Origin of the sequence: Parasphingorhabdus sp., assembly GCF_049667325.1 — a bacterium.
Taxonomy (GTDB): Bacteria; Pseudomonadota; Alphaproteobacteria; order Sphingomonadales; family Sphingomonadaceae; genus Parasphingorhabdus.
The window spans coordinates 1-16,428 of sequence record NZ_JBATHY010000263.1 but is presented as its reverse complement, the minus strand read 5'-3'; the positions used below and the strand labels follow the sequence as shown (position 1 = coordinate 16,428).

At 56.2% G+C, this 16,428-nt stretch carries 17 protein-coding genes and 1 pseudogene; 12 read left to right on the top strand and 6 right to left on the bottom strand.

What is annotated here, in order from left to right:
• The 3 genes and pseudogenes from WBM93_RS11875 to dnaN form a co-directional block, all read right to left on the bottom strand.
• A pseudogene (locus WBM93_RS11875) lies at positions 1-716 on the bottom strand (transporter); the annotation flags it as partial.
• A gap of 70 nt (positions 717-786) precedes the next feature.
• The gene (locus WBM93_RS11870) at positions 787-1,224 is read right to left on the bottom strand and encodes a hypothetical protein (RefSeq protein ID WP_424432079.1); all 438 of its coding nucleotides are present in this window, start codon (positions 1,222-1,224) and stop codon (positions 787-789) included.
• A 34-nt stretch (positions 1,225-1,258) separates the two neighbouring features.
• Positions 1,259-2,374, bottom strand: coding sequence for a DNA polymerase III subunit beta (gene dnaN / locus WBM93_RS11865; RefSeq protein ID WP_424432078.1), 1,116 nt, complete (start codon positions 2,372-2,374; stop codon positions 1,259-1,261).
• Between the two features lie 229 nt (positions 2,375-2,603).
• Here dnaN and WBM93_RS11860 point away from each other — a divergent pair, with 229 nt between their 5' ends.
• The 3 genes from WBM93_RS11860 to rlmN are packed head-to-tail and all read left to right on the top strand — an operon-like array spanning position 2,604 to position 5,020.
• Entirely contained in the window at positions 2,604-3,248 is a 645-nt protein-coding gene (locus WBM93_RS11860) for a histidine phosphatase family protein (RefSeq protein ID WP_424432077.1), read from the top strand.
• Positions 3,245-3,739, top strand: a complete 495-nt coding sequence (locus tag WBM93_RS11855; RefSeq protein ID WP_424432076.1) for a hypothetical protein — start codon at positions 3,245-3,247, stop codon at positions 3,737-3,739. The genes WBM93_RS11860 and WBM93_RS11855 overlap by 4 nt, the downstream gene beginning before the upstream one ends.
• 33 nt (positions 3,740-3,772) lie before the next feature.
• A complete protein-coding gene (gene rlmN / locus WBM93_RS11850) occupies positions 3,773-5,020 on the top strand; it encodes a 23S rRNA (adenine(2503)-C(2))-methyltransferase RlmN (RefSeq protein ID WP_424432075.1) in 1,248 nt (415 codons plus the stop codon).
• On the opposite strand, the gene WBM93_RS11845 is transcribed toward rlmN, so the two are convergent.
• Both WBM93_RS11845 and WBM93_RS11840 read right to left on the bottom strand, forming a co-directional pair.
• Positions 5,017-5,406, bottom strand: coding sequence for a RidA family protein (locus WBM93_RS11845; RefSeq protein ID WP_424432074.1), 390 nt, complete (start codon positions 5,404-5,406; stop codon positions 5,017-5,019). The two genes, rlmN and WBM93_RS11845, sit on opposite strands and share 4 nt — an antisense overlap.
• Before the next feature lie 119 nt (positions 5,407-5,525).
• The gene (locus WBM93_RS11840) at positions 5,526-6,065 is read right to left on the bottom strand and encodes an outer membrane protein (protein WP_424432073.1); all 540 of its coding nucleotides are present in this window, start codon (positions 6,063-6,065) and stop codon (positions 5,526-5,528) included.
• Between the two features lie 228 nt (positions 6,066-6,293).
• On the opposite strand from WBM93_RS11840, the gene WBM93_RS11835 reads away from it, so the two are divergent.
• Genes WBM93_RS11835 through WBM93_RS11825 form a run of 3 tightly spaced genes read left to right on the top strand, consistent with a single transcriptional unit; the run spans position 6,294 to position 9,150 of the window.
• Positions 6,294-7,106 (top strand): cytochrome b/b6 domain-containing protein, encoded by an 813-nt coding sequence (locus tag WBM93_RS11835; protein ID WP_424432072.1) that lies wholly within the window; start codon positions 6,294-6,296, stop codon positions 7,104-7,106.
• A complete protein-coding gene (locus WBM93_RS11830) occupies positions 7,103-7,861 on the top strand; it encodes a molybdopterin-dependent oxidoreductase (protein WP_424432071.1) in 759 nt (252 codons plus the stop codon). The genes WBM93_RS11835 and WBM93_RS11830 overlap by 4 nt, the downstream gene beginning before the upstream one ends.
• Positions 7,862-7,899: 38 nt before the next feature.
• Positions 7,900-9,150 (top strand): class I SAM-dependent methyltransferase, encoded by a 1,251-nt coding sequence (locus tag WBM93_RS11825; protein ID WP_424432070.1) that lies wholly within the window; start codon positions 7,900-7,902, stop codon positions 9,148-9,150.
• A gap of 20 nt (positions 9,151-9,170) precedes the next feature.
• Here the strand turns inward: WBM93_RS11825 and WBM93_RS11820 are convergent, their stop codons facing one another.
• Positions 9,171-9,614, bottom strand: a complete 444-nt coding sequence (locus tag WBM93_RS11820; RefSeq protein WP_424432069.1) for a DUF1801 domain-containing protein — start codon at positions 9,612-9,614, stop codon at positions 9,171-9,173.
• Positions 9,615-9,714: 100 nt separating this feature from the next.
• On the opposite strand from WBM93_RS11820, the gene WBM93_RS11815 reads away from it, so the two are divergent.
• From WBM93_RS11815 to WBM93_RS11790, 6 genes are all read left to right on the top strand, one after another.
• Entirely contained in the window at positions 9,715-10,932 is a 1,218-nt protein-coding gene (locus tag WBM93_RS11815) for an argininosuccinate synthase (protein WP_424432068.1), read from the top strand.
• 39 nt (positions 10,933-10,971) lie between these two features.
• Positions 10,972-11,946, top strand: coding sequence for a calcium/sodium antiporter (locus tag WBM93_RS11810; protein WP_424432067.1), 975 nt, complete (start codon positions 10,972-10,974; stop codon positions 11,944-11,946).
• Between the two features lie 125 nt (positions 11,947-12,071).
• Complete coding sequence (gene rimP, locus WBM93_RS11805) at positions 12,072-12,629, top strand: ribosome maturation protein RimP (protein WP_424432066.1); 558 nt, start codon at positions 12,072-12,074, stop codon at positions 12,627-12,629.
• A gap of 2 nt (positions 12,630-12,631) precedes the next feature.
• Positions 12,632-14,257, top strand: coding sequence for a transcription termination factor NusA (gene nusA / locus WBM93_RS11800; protein WP_424432065.1), 1,626 nt, complete (start codon positions 12,632-12,634; stop codon positions 14,255-14,257).
• Positions 14,190-14,921: a DUF448 domain-containing protein gene (locus WBM93_RS11795; RefSeq protein ID WP_424432064.1), complete on the top strand. Its 732-nt coding sequence runs from the start codon at positions 14,190-14,192 to the stop codon at positions 14,919-14,921. Before nusA ends, WBM93_RS11795 begins: the two co-directional genes overlap by 68 nt.
• A 63-nt stretch (positions 14,922-14,984) precedes the next feature.
• The coding region (locus WBM93_RS11790; protein WP_424432063.1) for a translation initiation factor IF-2 N-terminal domain-containing protein at positions 14,985-16,428 on the top strand (1,444 nt) is incomplete at its 3' end.

Sequence of the window (16,428 nt, the reverse complement as noted above, 5' to 3'; positions counted from 1 at the left end):
TATTGCGCGCCAAAGCTCCATTTTCCGGCCCATTTTTTCAGCGTCAGTGCCGGTTTCAAATCCCACGTGCCAGAACCGCTCTGCATGCCATAAGGCATGACCATCGTCGGCTGTGTGTTCATCGGAGTCAGCGTCTGGCCGGTTTCATCAATTGATCCCGTCGGGATTCCGACCACGGCGCGCAGGTTGAGTTCTGTTCCCGTGTCGCTGGTTGCGGGTTTCTGTCCCAATAACGGGAATATGGCCCCCGCACTGACGTCGCCAATGCCCCTGGGATTGGTCTGGAAGTCCCCCAGGACGGTCGTTCCCGTTGGCCCTGCATAAGTCGTGATCGTCGATTCCTTCTCGCTATAAGGAACCATGGCGACCAAAGTGATCCAGTCGGCGGGAGAATACATCGCGCCGAGCATGACCATGTCCTTGCGCATCGATTGGGGTACCAGCCGCAAGGTTGGCGGTTGCATCGGCATGCCGGCAAAGCGATTGGGAATGGTCGTTACGATATCGTCATTGCTGATGCTATCGGTACCGATCTGGTTACCGCTCATTTCCATATGCATATAGCGTAGCGAGAACATGATCTCGCCTTTCTTGTGTGTGTGATCGGCCATCACGCCAATCGGCGCATGGTCATCGGCGCGCACATCGTGGGCGAGTGCCGGAGAGGCAAGGGAGCAGGCCGCGATTATCGCGCCTGTAAGAGCAATATTTTTCATCGAAATTTCCTGTAAATATCTGAACGATTCGCACGTCTTACTGGCGCACGTCACAATGATTAGTTTTGGTTCAGATGTTTACAGGGGGCCCTGTTGCTGGCGGGATGTTGATCCGGTTGCGCAGCGCAAAGCGGCGTGGCTGGGATGGTTGGTGAAGCGTTGGAACCATTGCAGAGATTGCGATGTCTGGGGCAGAAGAAGCCAAGCCGATGGAAGTTCCGCCGGCGAAGGCGCAGGCAGGAGACGATTGATCGGGCTCCGGATCTGGCGAGCTCCTATCCTTTGGGCCATAAACAAGCGCGAGCAGTTCATATTCCGGATTGTCCGGCGCGATCACGAGCTTGCTATCGGCGTGACCGGAACAGAGTTTTATCGCAAAACCACCGGCTGTCTGGGCGGGCATGAAGCCTTGGGGCGCGAGCGCGCTCACCACCATAGCCAGCAAGGCGAAAGCATGGATCGCCGGGCTGGCTTTGAGAAACCGAGAGAGGGAGAGTGGGCGAGTCATAGTTTGTCGGGGAGCCACGTTTCGCAGTCGAGCGCTAAACCCGCATTGGCATCAGCACGTACAGCGCCGTTGACTTGTCATTTTCGCGAATAAGCGTAGGTGCGCTGGCATCGGCGAGATGCAGTTCGACGGTATCGCCTTCTATCTCGCTCAGGATATCCATCAGATATTTCGAGTTGAAGCCGATTTCGAACACGTCGTCCTTGTAGGAGCCGGGCACTTCTTCCTCGGCCTTGCCATTTTCGGGTGAGGTGACGGAAAGGGTGATCTTGTCATCGCCGAGCGCCATTTTGACGGCACGGGTTTTTTCGGTCGCGATGGTTGATACGCGATCGACGCCCTGAGCGAAGCTTTTCGGATCGATCTTGAGCAGTTTGTCATTGCCGGTCGGAATGACCCGTGTGTAATCGGGGAACGTACCGTCGATCAGCTTGCTGGTGAGGATTGCGGTGCCGAGGGTGAAGCGGATCTTGCTCGCGGACAGATCGATCTGGACCGATGATTCACTATTTTCGTCGAGCAATTTGCGCAATTCGTTGACGCATTTGCGCGGTACGATCACGTCGGGCATGCCTTCTGCGCCAGCCGGGCGGGGCAGGGTAACGCGGGCGAGACGGTGGCCGTCGGTTGCGGCGGCCTTGAGCACAGGCGTTTCCTCATCCTGTACGTGCAGGAAAATGCCGTTGAGATAATAGCGGGTTTCTTCGGTCGAGATCGCGAAGCGGGTCTTGTCGATAATCTGGACAAGCGAGCTTGCGGGCAGTTCGAAACTGGTCGGCAATTCGCCTTCGGCAATGACCGGAAAGTCATCGCGGGGCAGGGTCTGCAGATTGAAGCGGGCACGACCGGCGTTGACTTTCATCTTGCCATCGGCGGCATCGAGCTGGACCTGCGAACCGTCGGGCAGCTTGCGGGCGATGTCGAACAATGTATGCGCGGAGACCGTGGTCGATCCAGCGGTTTCAACCTGTGCTTCAACGGTTTCGACAACCTGGAGATCAAGGTCGGTTGCCATCAGCTTGATGCTGCCGTCGCTATTTGCCTCGATCAGCACATTCGACAATATCGGAATAGTATTGCGCCGCTCAACCACGGACTGGACATGACCCAGGCTCTTTAGCAATGCCGCGCGTTCAATGGTCGCTTTCATAAACCGTCCTTCTTGTTCCCGATCGACCGTGACAATAGCTGCGCAAAAGACTCCGCACGGCTTCACGGATAGTTCCCCGCTTCATTAACAATAAAGTGCCGCAGGGCAAGCCCGATCGCGGCCCACCGTCCGATAATGCCGTGAAAAACTGTGGAAAAAAGCGGAAAGGTGGGTAAAGCCGCAGTTGGGGAGGCCGGTTTTGGCCATTCCGGAACGGAACAGGGTAAAAATGAGCGGTATCAATACCAATGGAAATCGCCTGTTTATCGCGCGGCACGGCGAGACGATTTTCAATCTTGCCGGCCGGATTCAGGGCGACCACGTCCACACGCCGCTGACCCGTTCGGGCTTCGCCCAGGCCGATGCGATGGGGCGAGCTCTCGCATCGCATCTCGCGCCCGATACACCGGCGCTGGACCTGATAGCTTCCGATACCGACCGCGCACTGCAAACGCTTTCGGTGGTCGCCGAGCATGTCGGGGCCGACTGGCATCAGGCGCGTAGTGATAAGCGGCTGCGCGAAATCGATATGGGTGAATGGGGCGGCGTCATGTATCGCGATCTTGATGGCAAGCTGGAGATCGACCATGAAGAACGGCTGTTCGTGACAGTCGCGCCCGGCGGCGAGGATTATCGCGACATTGCAAAAAGGCTGGAACATTGGCTTGAAGAACAGAATTTTACCCGGGATGCAGTTTTGATCAGCCACGGCATGACCAGCAGGGTTCTACGCGGCCTGCTGGTCGGTGCCGATGTCCATCCGCGCTTTGGAGCGCCGATAGCGGAGGGGTTGCCGCAAGGTTCGATTGTGCAAATTTGCGACGGCCGCGAGGATATTATCCATATCGGCGGTGGAGAAGGGGAGAAGGCTTGAAAAGGCGGTTTATTCTTCTGGGACTTGCCGTGTCGGTTATCTCGACCCCGGTCATCGCAAAAGATTCCCTCGGGATATTCAACAGTTGGGGGGCTTTTCGCGATCCCGGAATTCCCCGATGCTATGCAATTGCGGAATCAGAAGAAATACACGGCAAGGCAGAGCGAAAATCCTTTGCCAGCATCGGTTTCTGGCCCACGCGCAAGATCAGGCGGCAGTTCCACGTCCGCCTGAGCCGCGACCGGTCCACCAACAGCCGCGTGATTGTCAGCATCGCCGGCCGCCGTTTCCAGCTCACCGCCAATCGCTCCGACGGCTGGTCGCAGGACAAGCGCATGGACGCAGCGATCATTGCCGCGATCCGGTCATCGACCAGCATGACCGTGGAGAGCGTCGGCCGCGATGGAAAGTCGATAGTCGACGCTTACCGGCTGCGTGGCGCGGCGACGGCAATTGATGCGGCTTCTTTAGGCTGTTCGCGGTTGCGGTAGATTTTCCCGGGGACACACCCTATATGCCGATCCATGCAGATTCCCGGCCATATCGATCCCGTTCCCTTGCCCGCCAAGGTCACCCCGCGTGCCGATGGCAGGCTGGACCTCATCGGTCTCAGTGTCGTCGAAATACGAGAGGTACTGATCGCTGCCGGGTTGGAGGAGAAGCAGGGAAAACTGCGCTCCAAGCAGTTGTTCCACTGGATCTATCATCGCGGTATCAGCGACTTTGCGATAATGACCGACATGAGCAAGACCCTGCGGCCCTGGCTGGCAGAGCGCTTTGTGATCGGCCGGCCGGAAATCGTCGAGGCGCATCTGTCGGAAGACGGGACCCGTAAGTGGTTGCTGCGCTCGGCGGATAGCCAGGATTATGAAATGGTTTTCATACCCGATGAGGATCGCGGCACTTTGTGTATATCCAGCCAGGTAGGTTGCACGCTCAATTGCCGTTTCTGTCATACCGGGACGATGCGGCTGGTGCGTAACCTGACGCCGGGCGAAATCGTCGGTCAGGTGATGCTTGCCCGCGATGCGCTGGGCGAGTGGCCGAAGGGTGTGATGGACTTTGCGGACGAGGAAGCGGTGGAGAACACCAAGGAATATAATCAGGCTTACAAGTCGGACGGCCGCTTGCTGACCAATATCGTGCTGATGGGTATGGGCGAGCCGCTCTATAATTTCGAGAACGTCCGCGATGCGATGAAGATCGTGATGGATGGCGACGGACTTGCGCTGTCCCGCCGCCGGATCACATTGTCGACCAGCGGCGTTGTGCCGATGATCGCCAGGGCCGGGGCAGAGATTAACGTCAATCTCGCTATCTCCCTCCACGCGGTCAACAAGGAAACCAGAGACGAGATCGTTCCGCTCAACCGCAAATATTCGATCGAGGAACTGCTTCAGGCCTGCGCCGATTATCCCGGCGCCAACAACGCCCGGCGGATAACCTTTGAATATGTCATGCTGAAAGACAAGAATGACAGCGATCAGGATGCGCGCGAGCTGGTCAATCTGCTGCGCAATTATGATTTGCCTGCCAAGGTCAATCTGATCCCGTTCAATCCCTGGCCCGGTTCGGACTATGAATGTTCAAGTCCTGAGCGGATCAAATCATTCTCGAAGATCATTTTTGACGCTGGTATCAGCGCGCCGATCCGCACTCCGCGCGGGCGGGATATCATGGCCGCCTGCGGACAGCTCAAATCGGCGAGCGAGAAGAAGAGTCGCGCAGAACTGGACCGGCTGGCAGAAGAGAAGCAGGCGGCTCTCGGCTAGGCCGCTGCGATAACGTCTATCTCGACCATCAATTCCGGCAAGGCCAGCGCCTTGACTTCGACGGTCGTATCGGCGGGATAGGGCGGGGTGAAATATGTCTTTCGCGCTGCCACGATTTTTGGAAAATTGGCCATATCGGTCAGATAGATCGTTACCTTGACAATCTGATCCCTGCTGCTGCCCGCTGCACGAATGATACGGTCTATGTTGGTGAACACCTGTTTCAACTGGGCATCGAAATCATTGGCGCCAACAATCTGACCCTGCTCGTCAATCGCCGCCTGGCCGGAAAGAAACAGCAAATCACCCACCTGCCAAGCCGGTGATATGGCGTAAGATGCAAGCGGATCAGGGTGCAGTTTGATGACTTGTTTATAAGCGCTCATAATATCCCATCCCTTCAAACATGATTGCATATCATTACGAACATTGAACAATTTTGAAAGCCATAAAAAGGGGCGGGTATCGCTACCCGCCCGATCCAATTTGTTTCAATTCGGCTGAACTAGAATTTCACGCCAAGCCCGACCAGGCCTTGATTGCGGGAAATACCGTCTTCGTAGTTGCTGTAGCGATATTCGCCGCGAGCGAAGACCTTCTCGCTGAGCTTGAATTCGAGACCGGCACCGACGCGGACGCCGTCACCGTTTGCGCCACCCAGTCCGGGGGAGGAACTGCGCGCGTTCGTGTAGCCAGCTTTCGCGTAGAGCATCGTGGAATCACCCAGTACATAGCCAAGGCGGCCACCGGCGTAGAGATCGCGGCCGACATCGATACGACCGGCGGGATTGGAAATATTGCCGGTTGATTCGGTTGCTTCCAGCTCGACGCCATAGACCATATTGCCCGATTGGATGTCATAGCCAAGTGCAGCACCGTACAAAAGTCCATCCACGTTATCGACACCGGCAATGTCGAGATCAATATTGTCATAGCCGGCGATTGCCGTAGCTTTCACTCCGGAAAAATCGCCATTTTGCTGAGCCATTGCGGGGGATGCAAGCACAGATGCTGCAATAGCAGCTGCTATTGTTACATAATTCAATTCTATTAATCCTTGATTTTATTACTCAACAACCACTACTTAGTTTAATCTACCATTTATTCTTTAGCGGTCGGTTGTGCATATAAGTTTACAAATATGAATGACAACTGCATGACTCTGTCAGAATTGTTAAAAATGGAATTCTATCGAGGTGTGCTGTGAATATGCCACAGTTGGCAAATGTAACGATGGGCTTGGCAACGCCGAACCAGCGGCTAGAGTACCGCCATGACGGAGAAAGCCATCATATCCGCCCAACCTCGACATCGGTTTGTCACCCGGCTGTGGCACTGGATCAACGCGATGTGCCTGATCGTGCTGCTGATGAGCGGTCTGACCATTTTCAATGCTCATCCCCGACTCTATTGGGGAGAATCTGGCGCAAATAGCGACTATGCATGGATGGCGGTTGGTTCATCGGAGACTATGGGCTATTTGCGATTGAACGAAATGCGTATCGAGACGACCGGTTTCCTGGGAAACTGGCGGGATAGTGCGGGCCAGACCCAGAAACGGGCATTTCCGGGATGGGCGACCATTCCCTCGGCGTATAGTCTGGCGGATGGTCGACGCTGGCATTTCTTTTTCGCCTGGATATTCAGCATTGGTCTGGCGCTGTTCATGGTTGCTTCGCTGTGGAACCGTCATTTTCAGCGGGATATCCATATGCGGCGGGACGAATGGCGGCCATCGCATCTCTGGCGCTCGATTCGCCATCATCTCGACCTTCGCGCGATCCGGCATTCGGCGGGAGCGGATTACAACAGCATCCAGAAGCTGAGTTACATAGGCGTGACCTTCATACTGCTACCGCTGATGATTTTCAGCGGACTTGCGATGTCTCCGGCGATGGATGCCAACTGGCCGTTGCTGACTGACATATTCGGCGGCCGACAGTCGGCCCGGTCGCTGCATTTCGTCGCGGCGTTTCTGTTGGTGCTATTTTTCCTGGTCCATATGGTAATGGTGTTGCTTTCCGGCCCGTTTCGGCAAACCAAGGCGATGATCCTGGGCGTGAAACCAAAGGAGCCGAGGGAATGACGATCATGACCCGCCGGAATTTGATCACCAGCGCGGCGATCGGCGCAGGGGGGCTGTTGTCCGGTTGCGATGCGTTGAATAGAAGTCCGGCCTTTCAGGACATATTGGCGAGAGCCGAAACGGCCAATTTCACGGTGCAGCGCGCTCTGGGTGACCGGATGGAACTGGCCAGTGAATATGGTATCACCGATCTGTCCCCGACGTTCCGGGCCAACGGCACCCGAGATCCCGGGACCGCCGAATATGCGGCCAGTGCGGCTCAGGGTTTTGCCAATTGGCGCCTCCGGCTAACCGGCTTGTTCGACAAGCCCCAGCAAATCAGCCTCGATGCGATACAGTCTTTGCCGCAACGGACCCAGATCACCCGCCATGATTGCGTCGAGGGCTGGAGCGCGATCGGACAATGGACCGGTGTCCCGCTCAAGATTCTGCTAGATTTCGCGCATTTGAACAACAAAGCGAAGTTTTTGGTTTTTCACTGCGCCGACCGGCTCGGTGGCAGGCCCTATTATGAGAGTATCGATTTGCTGGATGGTTTTCATCCGCAGACGATCTTGGCGCATCGCCTCAACGGCGAGCCATTGCCAATCGAGAACGGAGCGCCATTGCGCCTCAGGGTCGAACGGCAATTGGGCTATAAACATGCCAAATATGTGACCGAGATCGAAGCCGTTGCATCGCTGGCAGGGATTGGTGAGGGCAAAGGTGGCTATTGGCAGGATGTGGCCAATTATGAATGGTATGCGGGTATCTGAATTAACTGGATTTGTTGTGTCCGATCAGGAGTGAATGAATGTCGCTAATCGGCCGGTTTCTGAAAAATGTCGTTGAAAAGGGTACGATAAGGGTCACCCATCCAGACGGATCGAGCGAAGTCCATGGGACCCCAACAGACGGCTATCCCGATATCGGAATAAGACTCGCCGATAAGGCGGTGATGCGGCAAATATTGCTTGATCCGCGTCTGGGTGCAGCCGAGGCGTTCATGGATGGTCGGTTGATCGTAGAACAGGGCGATATCATGGAACTGGTGCAGCTTTTGCGCTCCAACCGACCGTTTGAACGCGGCGGAAAGTTAAAAGACCCCAGCGCGTTCAAGAAAATCCGCGACCATGCAGCGGGAAGCCTTGACCGGATCAACTTGCTCGGCCGCTCGCGAAGCAATGTCGCGCATCATTATGATATCGGCAATGACCTTTACGACCTGTTTCTCGACGATGACCTGCAATATAGTTGCGCCTATTGGGACTTTGACCGGCACGGACCAGACATGACGCTCGAGCAAGCCCAGGCAGACAAAAAGGCGCATATTGCCGCGAAACTGGATTTGAAAGCGGGGCAGCGGGTGCTCGACATTGGTTGCGGCTGGGGCGGCATGGCGCTCTATCTGCATCGCAAGACCGGCGTCGAAGTGCTCGGCATCACGCTCAGTGAAGAGCAGCTCAAGAAGGCGCAAGAGCGGGCCGAGAAGGAAGGTGTGGCCGACAAGGTGAAGTTCGAGCTGATCGACTATCGCGACCTCGCGACTCGGGACTCCGGGGCTTTCGACCGGATCGTTTCGGTCGGTATGTTCGAGCATGTCGGTACGCCGCAATTCCGGACCTTTTTTCGCTGCTGCGCCAATTTGCTGACCGATGACGGGGTGATGCTTCTGCACACGATCGGCCGGATGGGCGGGCCGGGTACCACCGATGCCTTCACCCGCAAATATATTTTCCCGGGCGGCTATATTCCGGCGCTGAGCGAAACGCTGGCGGCGAGCGAGCAATATCGTCTGATCGCGACGGATATCGAAAATTTGCGGCTGCAGTATGCGTTCACCCTGCGCGAATGGTACAGGCGCACGGTGCGCAACCGGGACAAAATAATCGCGCTCCACGACGAACGTTTCTACCGGATGTGGATATTCTATCTCGCTGGCGCGACGGCTGCATTTGAACACGGCGGCATGTGCAATTACCAGATGCAGTTCAGTCGCGACCGGCGGACATTGCCGATAACGCGCGATTATATTGCGGAGGCAGAGAAAAATTTGCTCGGCTAGTTTCTTATGAGAGTTGCGGGCTATTGCGGATAGCGCTCGTTCATCAAATCCCAGTTGTTACGGACAAGTTGTTCGAGCACTTTTATGTCCACTTGTTCCAGCCGGTTGATATAAAGGCACGACTTGCCGACGCTATGCTTGCCGAGCAAGCCGAACAGCCGATCCTGCTCCGCCTGTGCCTCTGGAGTGCAATAGGCCCCCATCAAATAGAGCGACAGTTTTGCCTTGCGCGGCGAGAATCCTGCGCGGCACATCGTTCCCTCGCGTCCGCTTTCATATTTGTAATCGTAACTGCCGAAGCCGATGATGCTGGGTCCCCACATTTTGGGCTCTTTGCCGGTGACTTTGCGGAACAGATCGATCAGTTGATATGCCTCAACCTTTCGGCGTTCCGGCTCGGCTTTCTCGATAAAAGCAGTAACGTCGGCGTTGGTCCGTTTGGTTTTTAGTTCTGCTTTTGCCATTAGACTCTCCTCAAAGTCCTGACATATCATATTGCGCGGTAAATTGGAGCCTGTTAGGCGGCCAAGCTCATCTGGGCTTCAATCATGGAAAGACGATATAATGAGCGATTCCGTAAAGCGTGTGGTTCTGGCCTTCTCCGGCGGGCTCGACACCAGCGTCATCCTGAAATGGCTGCAGCAGGAATATCAGTGCGAAGTGGTGACTTTCACCGCCGATCTGGGACAGGGCGAAGAACTGGGCCCTGCGCGCCGCGTTGCCGAAACACTTGGTGTTAAACCGGAACATATTTTTATCGACGATCTGCGCGAAGAATTTGTCAAGGATTTCGTCTTTCCGATGATGCGCGCCAATGCGCTGTACGAGGGCCTGTATCTTCTCGGCACCTCGATCGCCCGGCCGCTGATTTCCAAGCGCCAGATCGAGATTGCCAAGCTGACCGGTGCCGACGCCGTGGCCCATGGTGCCACCGGCAAGGGCAATGACCAGATCCGCTTCGAGCTCGGCTATTATGGCCTTGATCCGGATGTGAAAGTAATTGCCCCGTGGCGGGAATGGGATCTGACCAGCAGGACCCGCCTGATCGAGTTTGCCGAGAAACACCAGATTCCGATTCCCAAGGACAAGCGCGGGGAATCGCCATTTTCATGCGATGCCAATATGCTGCACACATCCTCGGAAGGCAAAGTGCTCGAAGACCCGTGGGAAGAAGTTCCCGACTATGTCTATTCGCGGACCAATAATCCGGAAGATGCACCGGACAAACCGGAATATATCACGGTCGATTTCGAACGCGGCGATGGCGTCGCGATCAATGGCGAAGGGATGAGCCCTGCGACCCTGCTCGAGAAGCTCAACGATTATGGCCGTGAACATGGCATCGGGCGGTTAGATCTAGTCGAAAACCGTTATATCGGCATGAAATCACGCGGGATGTACGAAACGCCGGGTGGAACCATCTATCATGCTGCGCATCGCGGGATCGAGCAGTTGACGCTGGATCGCGGCGCGGCCCATCTGAAAGATGAGCTGGCACCGCGCTATGCCGAACTGGTCTATAACGGCTTCTGGTTCTCGCCGGAGCGCGAGATGCTGCAGGCGGCGATCGACCACAGTCAGGCCCGGGTCAACGGAACCGTCCGGTTGAAGCTCTACAAGGGATCGGTCGATGTCGTGGGACGCAAATCAAGGGACAGCCTTTACAGCGAAAAAGTTGTCACATTCGAAGACGACGCCGGCGCTTATGACCAGAAGGATGCCGAAGGCTTCATCAAGCTCAATGCGCTGCGGCTGAAATTGCTTGGCAAGCGTGAGGGCTGAGCCAGGTCGCCGGATGGGGATCGGCGGAATGAACGCTTCTTGCTGATATCACTTCTCATCCTGCTGGCCGGGTTTGTGGTGCTGATTGTTGGCGGCGAGCTGCTCGTGCGCGGCGCCGTCCGCGTAGCCGAGCGGGCAGGCATGTCGGAATTGTTGATCGGTTTGACGATTGTCGGTTTCGGCACGTCGGCACCGGAGCTGGTGGCCAGTGTCGAGGCAGCGCTTGCCGGATCGCCGGGCATCGCCTGGGGAAATATCGTCGGTTCCAACCTCGCGAACAGCTTGCTTATTCTTGGTGCCGCATCGCTGATCCTGCCCGTGGTAGTGCCACGAGGTCCGTTGTGGCGCGACGGGGGACTGGCATTGGCTGCGACGGTTGTCTTGTGGCTGGTAGCCAGCACAACCGGTATCACAATAGTTATCGGCAGCGCTTTTCTGGTGCTCTTAGCGGCTTATCTGGGATATGCTTATCGGGCGGAACAAACGCAGCCAGCCGGGGCAACGGCCTTGCATGAAAAAGCCGAGGCACTGGAAGTTTCAGATACGCATTTGCACGACGCGCAGCCGCTCTGGCGATCGGTTATGGTGCTTGTCTTCGGGATCATCCTGATCGTGCTGGGCGGCCGATGGCTGGTCGAGGGCGCGATTGATCTCGCGCGGCTGGTCGGGATGAGCGAGGCTGTCATCGGTTTGACGGTTATCGCAATCGGCACTTCGCTGCCGGAACTGGTGACTTCCGTAATCGCCGCCTACAAAGGCGCAAGCGCGGTTGCACTAGGCAATGTTCTGGGCTCCAATATCTTCAATCTGCTGCTGATTGGCGGCGTCACAGCGGTCATTGCTCCGGGCACCATTCCGGGGGAGATTACAGATTTCGGACTACCGGTCCTGATAGCGGCTTCGGTATTGCTGTTGATATTTGCCGCGACCGGGCGAAAGATAACGCGCTGGGAAGGTGGAATATTGCTCGTGACCTATCTGGTTCTGCTGGTCTATAATGTCGTGGCTGTATGAATCAGGCGTTGCAATGTCGAGAATCTGTCTCTAAATAGAAGCCATCCCAACATTGTGAGATTTGAAGGGGCTGGCGCCAGACGGGGCCGGCAGCCAGAACTTTTGCATTCTGAAATGGAATTTATTTGACCGATATAACTATCCTGACAAACTTGATTAAGCCGGAAGCAGATGCTTTGGGCTTTGAGCTGGTGCGGGTGGAGTTTGTGTCGGGCGCGGATGAGCCAACTCTGCAGATCATGGCCGAGCGTCCGGAAACCGGGCAGCTGGGTATTGACGATTGCGCTGCTTTGTCCCGCCGTATATCGGCGAAGTTCGATGCCTTGGAAGAAGAAGGGCGCGACCCGATTGATCATGCCTATCGCCTGGAAGTCAGTTCTCCGGGTATCGACCGGCCGCTGACGCGGATAAAGGATTATGAAAACTGGGCCGGCTATGAAGCGCGGATCAGCCTGGTCGATGCGGTGGCAGGCAAAAAACAGCTTCGCGGCCTGCTTGAAGGCATCGAAGGCGACATAATAAAGATTGACGACCGCGAGACGGGAAGTCAGGAGACGCCCCTGACAAATGTCCATAGCGCGAAATTGATTCTGACCGACGCTCTGATCGCTGCGACCGTTCCGGTTTCAGCTGATGGTGCCGACGAAATTGAAGAACAGACTTTAGAAGAACAGGAAGACTAATCATGGGCAGTGCTATTTCAGCCAATAAAGCCGAGTTGCTCGCTATCGCGACCGCTGTTGCGACGGAAAAAATGATCGACAAGTCGATCGTGATCGAAGCGCTGGAAGAAGCGATCCAGAAAGCGGCACGTGCCCGCTATGGTGCAGAAAATGACATTCGTGCGAAACTCGACGTCAAAACCGGCGATTTGCGCCTGTGGCGGGTTGTCGAAGTGGTTGAAGAAGTCGAAGACTATTTCAAACAGGTCGATATCAAGCAAGCCGAAAAGCTGGAACCCGGCTCCAAAGTCGGCGACTTCATTGTCGATCCGCTGCCCGAGGTCGATCTCGGTCGGATTGATGCGCAGTCGGCCAAACAGGTAATCTTCCAGAAGGTTCGCGATGCCGAACGTGAACGGCAATATGAAGAATTCAAGGAACGCGGCGGAGAAATCATCACCGGTGTCGTAAAATCGGTTGAATTTGGTCATGTGGTTGTTGATCTGGGCCGCGCAGAGGGCGTTATCCGCCGCGACCAGCAAATTCCGCGCGAAGCCGCCCGTGTCGGCGATCGCGTCCGCTCGCTCATTCTTGATGTGCGCCGCGAAAATCGTGGACCACAGATTTTCCTTTCCCGCGCACATCCGGATTTCATGCGGCATCTTTTTGCCCAGGAAGTGCCGGAAATTTACGACGGCATCATCGAAATCAAGGCTGCAGCCCGTGATCCGGGTTCTCGCGCCAAGATCGGTGTGATCAGCCACGACAGTTCGATTGATCCGGTTGGTGCCTGTGTCGGTATGAAGGGTAGCCGTGTTCAGGCCGTCGTGCAGGAGATGCAGGGCGAGAAAATCGATATCATTCCCTGGTCGGAAGACATTGCGACATTTGTCGTCAACGCATTGCAGCCAGCCACCGTTAGCCGTGTGGTCATCGACGAGGAAGAGGGCCGGATAGAGGTCGTTGTTCCCGATGATCAGCTCAGCCTTGCCATTGGTCGCCGCGGCCAGAACGTCCGTTTGGCTTCGCAGCTGACCGGTCTGGCTATCGACATCATGACCGAGGCGGACTCGAGTGAAAAACGGCAGGCCGAATTTGCCGCTCGTACCGAGATGTTCCAGGAAGACCTGGACGTCGACGAGACATTGTCGCAATTGCTGGTGGCCGAAGGCTTTAGCGAGCTTGAAGAAGTCGCCTATGTTGCACCGGAGGAAATCTCCAGCATCGAAGGCTTTGACGACGAGCTTGCTGCCGAATTGCAGAATCGTGCCATTGAAGCGCTGGACCGGCGCGAAGCGGCCGCGCGAGAAAAACGCACCGAACTGGGCGTCGAGGATGCAATTGCAGAATTGCCGCATCTGACCGAAGCCATGTTGGTGACGCTTGGTGAAGCTGGTCTCAAAACGCTGGATGATGTTGCCGATCTGGCGACCGACGAACTGGTTCTGAAGCGGAAATCGGAACCACGTCGCCGCAATGATAATCGCAAGCCCGAACCGGATGGTGTACTGGCCCAATATGGCCTGACCGAAGAGCAGGGCAACGAGATCATCATGGCCGCGCGAGCGCACTGGTTCGAGGATGAAGACGAGCCTGCTGCCGCGACCAAAGAAACCGGGGAGGACGCAAATGCGGAATCCACCCAATGAGACGCGGTCTAAACCTCTAGATCGCACGCCACACCGTAAATGCATCTTAACCGGAGAAAGCCTCCCTCCGGAGCAATTGGTGCGACTGGCGATGGGTCCCGAAGGACAAATTGCACCGGATGTACGGGCAAAAGCACCGGGTCGCGGAGCATGGATCGGTGCCGATCGGGCTGCGCTCGAAGCGGCGCTCGTGAAGGGTCAGCTCAAGGGCGCTTTGTCGCGTGCCTTCAAGACCGGTCAACTCGATATTCCGACAAATCTGGCAGACCTGATTGAAAATGCGCTCGAACGCGCCACATTGGACAGGCTTGGTCTCGAGGCACGTGGCGGAACCTTGCTGACCGGTTCGGAAAAAATCGAAACTGCTGCAAGGCGCGACGAGCTGTTCATGCTGCTTCACGCGTCCGATGCCGGGCAGGACGGGTCGTCAAAACTGGGTCAGGCCTGGAGGGTCGGCAGCGACCGTGAGGGCCAAGATTTACGCGGGATGACTTTGCCGGTGGACCGCCAGGGTCTTTCTGTGGCATTGGGCCGCCAGAATGTTGTTCATATCGGGATAATCGATAGGCGCGCGGCTGAGCGGATTTCGCATATGCTGGCGCGATGGCTCCGTTTCATGGGTTCCGGTGAAATGCGGGACGGGGCGGAAGAGAAAGTTGCGTAATTTGGCGTAGGAACGCCAAGTAATATATTGAAATTATCTATTTTTAGGGATTAAGTCTGTTCGATGAGTGAAGATACAAAAGATACGCCAAAACCTGCACGCAAACCCTTGGGGTTGAAGCGTTCGGTCGAACCTGGCGAAGTCAAGCAGACGTTTAGCCACGGCCGCACCAACAAGGTCGTGGTCGAAGTCAAGCGCAAGAAACTGGTTGGCAAGCCCGGCGCCCCTGAAGTGGTGAAGGAAGTTGTCGCAGAAAAACCTGCGCCAGCTCCGGCCCCCAAACCGGTTCCGAAGAAGGCGCCCGCCGCGCCAAAAGCGGACGACGGTCTGACCCGTCAGGAAAAGCAGGCCAAACTGTTGCGCGAAGCGGAAGAAGCGCGTCTCGATGCGATGCAGGAAGCGCGCAAACGCGACACGCGCGAGAAGAAAGAGCAGACCGCAGACGAGAAAAAACGGGCCGAAGAAAACCGCAAGGCTGAAGAAGAGCAGGCGCGCAAGGCGCAAGAAGAAATCGCCGCTGCCGAGAAAGCCGCTGCCGAAGCTTCTCCAGATGATGCGGCGGTTGAAGTTCCCGCATCAGAAAAACCGTCCACCACGACCGCTGCGCGGCCACCCGCGCGTAAATTTACACCGGTGGAAGCGCCCAAACGTGCGAAACCGGAAAAGGAAAAGCAAAAGGTCGGACGCGAGGATCGCAATGATCGTCGGCAATCGGGTAAGCTTACCGTCAACCGCGCTCTTCGGGGCGAAGATGGCGCAGCGCGGGCGCGTTCGCTCGCTGCCCTGAAACGTGCTCGAGAAAAAGAGAAACGTGCACAAAGGTCAGGTCGGCCATCCGAACCGCGCGAAAAGCAGATCCGTTCTGTCGTCGTGCCGGAAGCGATCACCGTTCAGGAACTTGCCAAACGTATGGGCGAAAAAGGCGCTGACCTGGTCAAATCCCTGTTCAAAATGGGTTCGATGGTCACCGTCAACCAGACGGTCGATCAGGATACCGCAGAATTGCTGGTCGAGGAATTCGGCCACAACATCCAGCGGGTTTCCGAGGCTGATGTTGAAATCAATACCCAGGCCGACGTCGATCCGGAAGAAACGTTGAGACCGCGTGCTCCGGTCGTTACGATCATGGGCCATGTTGATCACGGCAAGACTTCTTTGCTCGACGCATTGCGCGGAACCGACGTGGTTGCCGGTGAAGCGGGCGGTATTACCCAGCATATCGGCGCCTATCAGGTGACCATGAAAAATGGCGACAAGGTTACGTTCCTGGATACACCGGGTCACGAAGCCTTTACCGAAATGCGGATGCGCGGCGCCAATGTCACGGATATCGTGATCCTGGTCGTTGCTGCCGATGACGGTTTGATGCCGCAGACGATTGAAGCGATCAATCACACCAAAGCGGCGGGCGTGCCGATGATTGTCGCGATCAACAAGATCGACAAGGAAGGCGCCGACCCGACGACGGTTCGCACGCGTTTGCTTGAACATGAAGTTATCGTCGAAG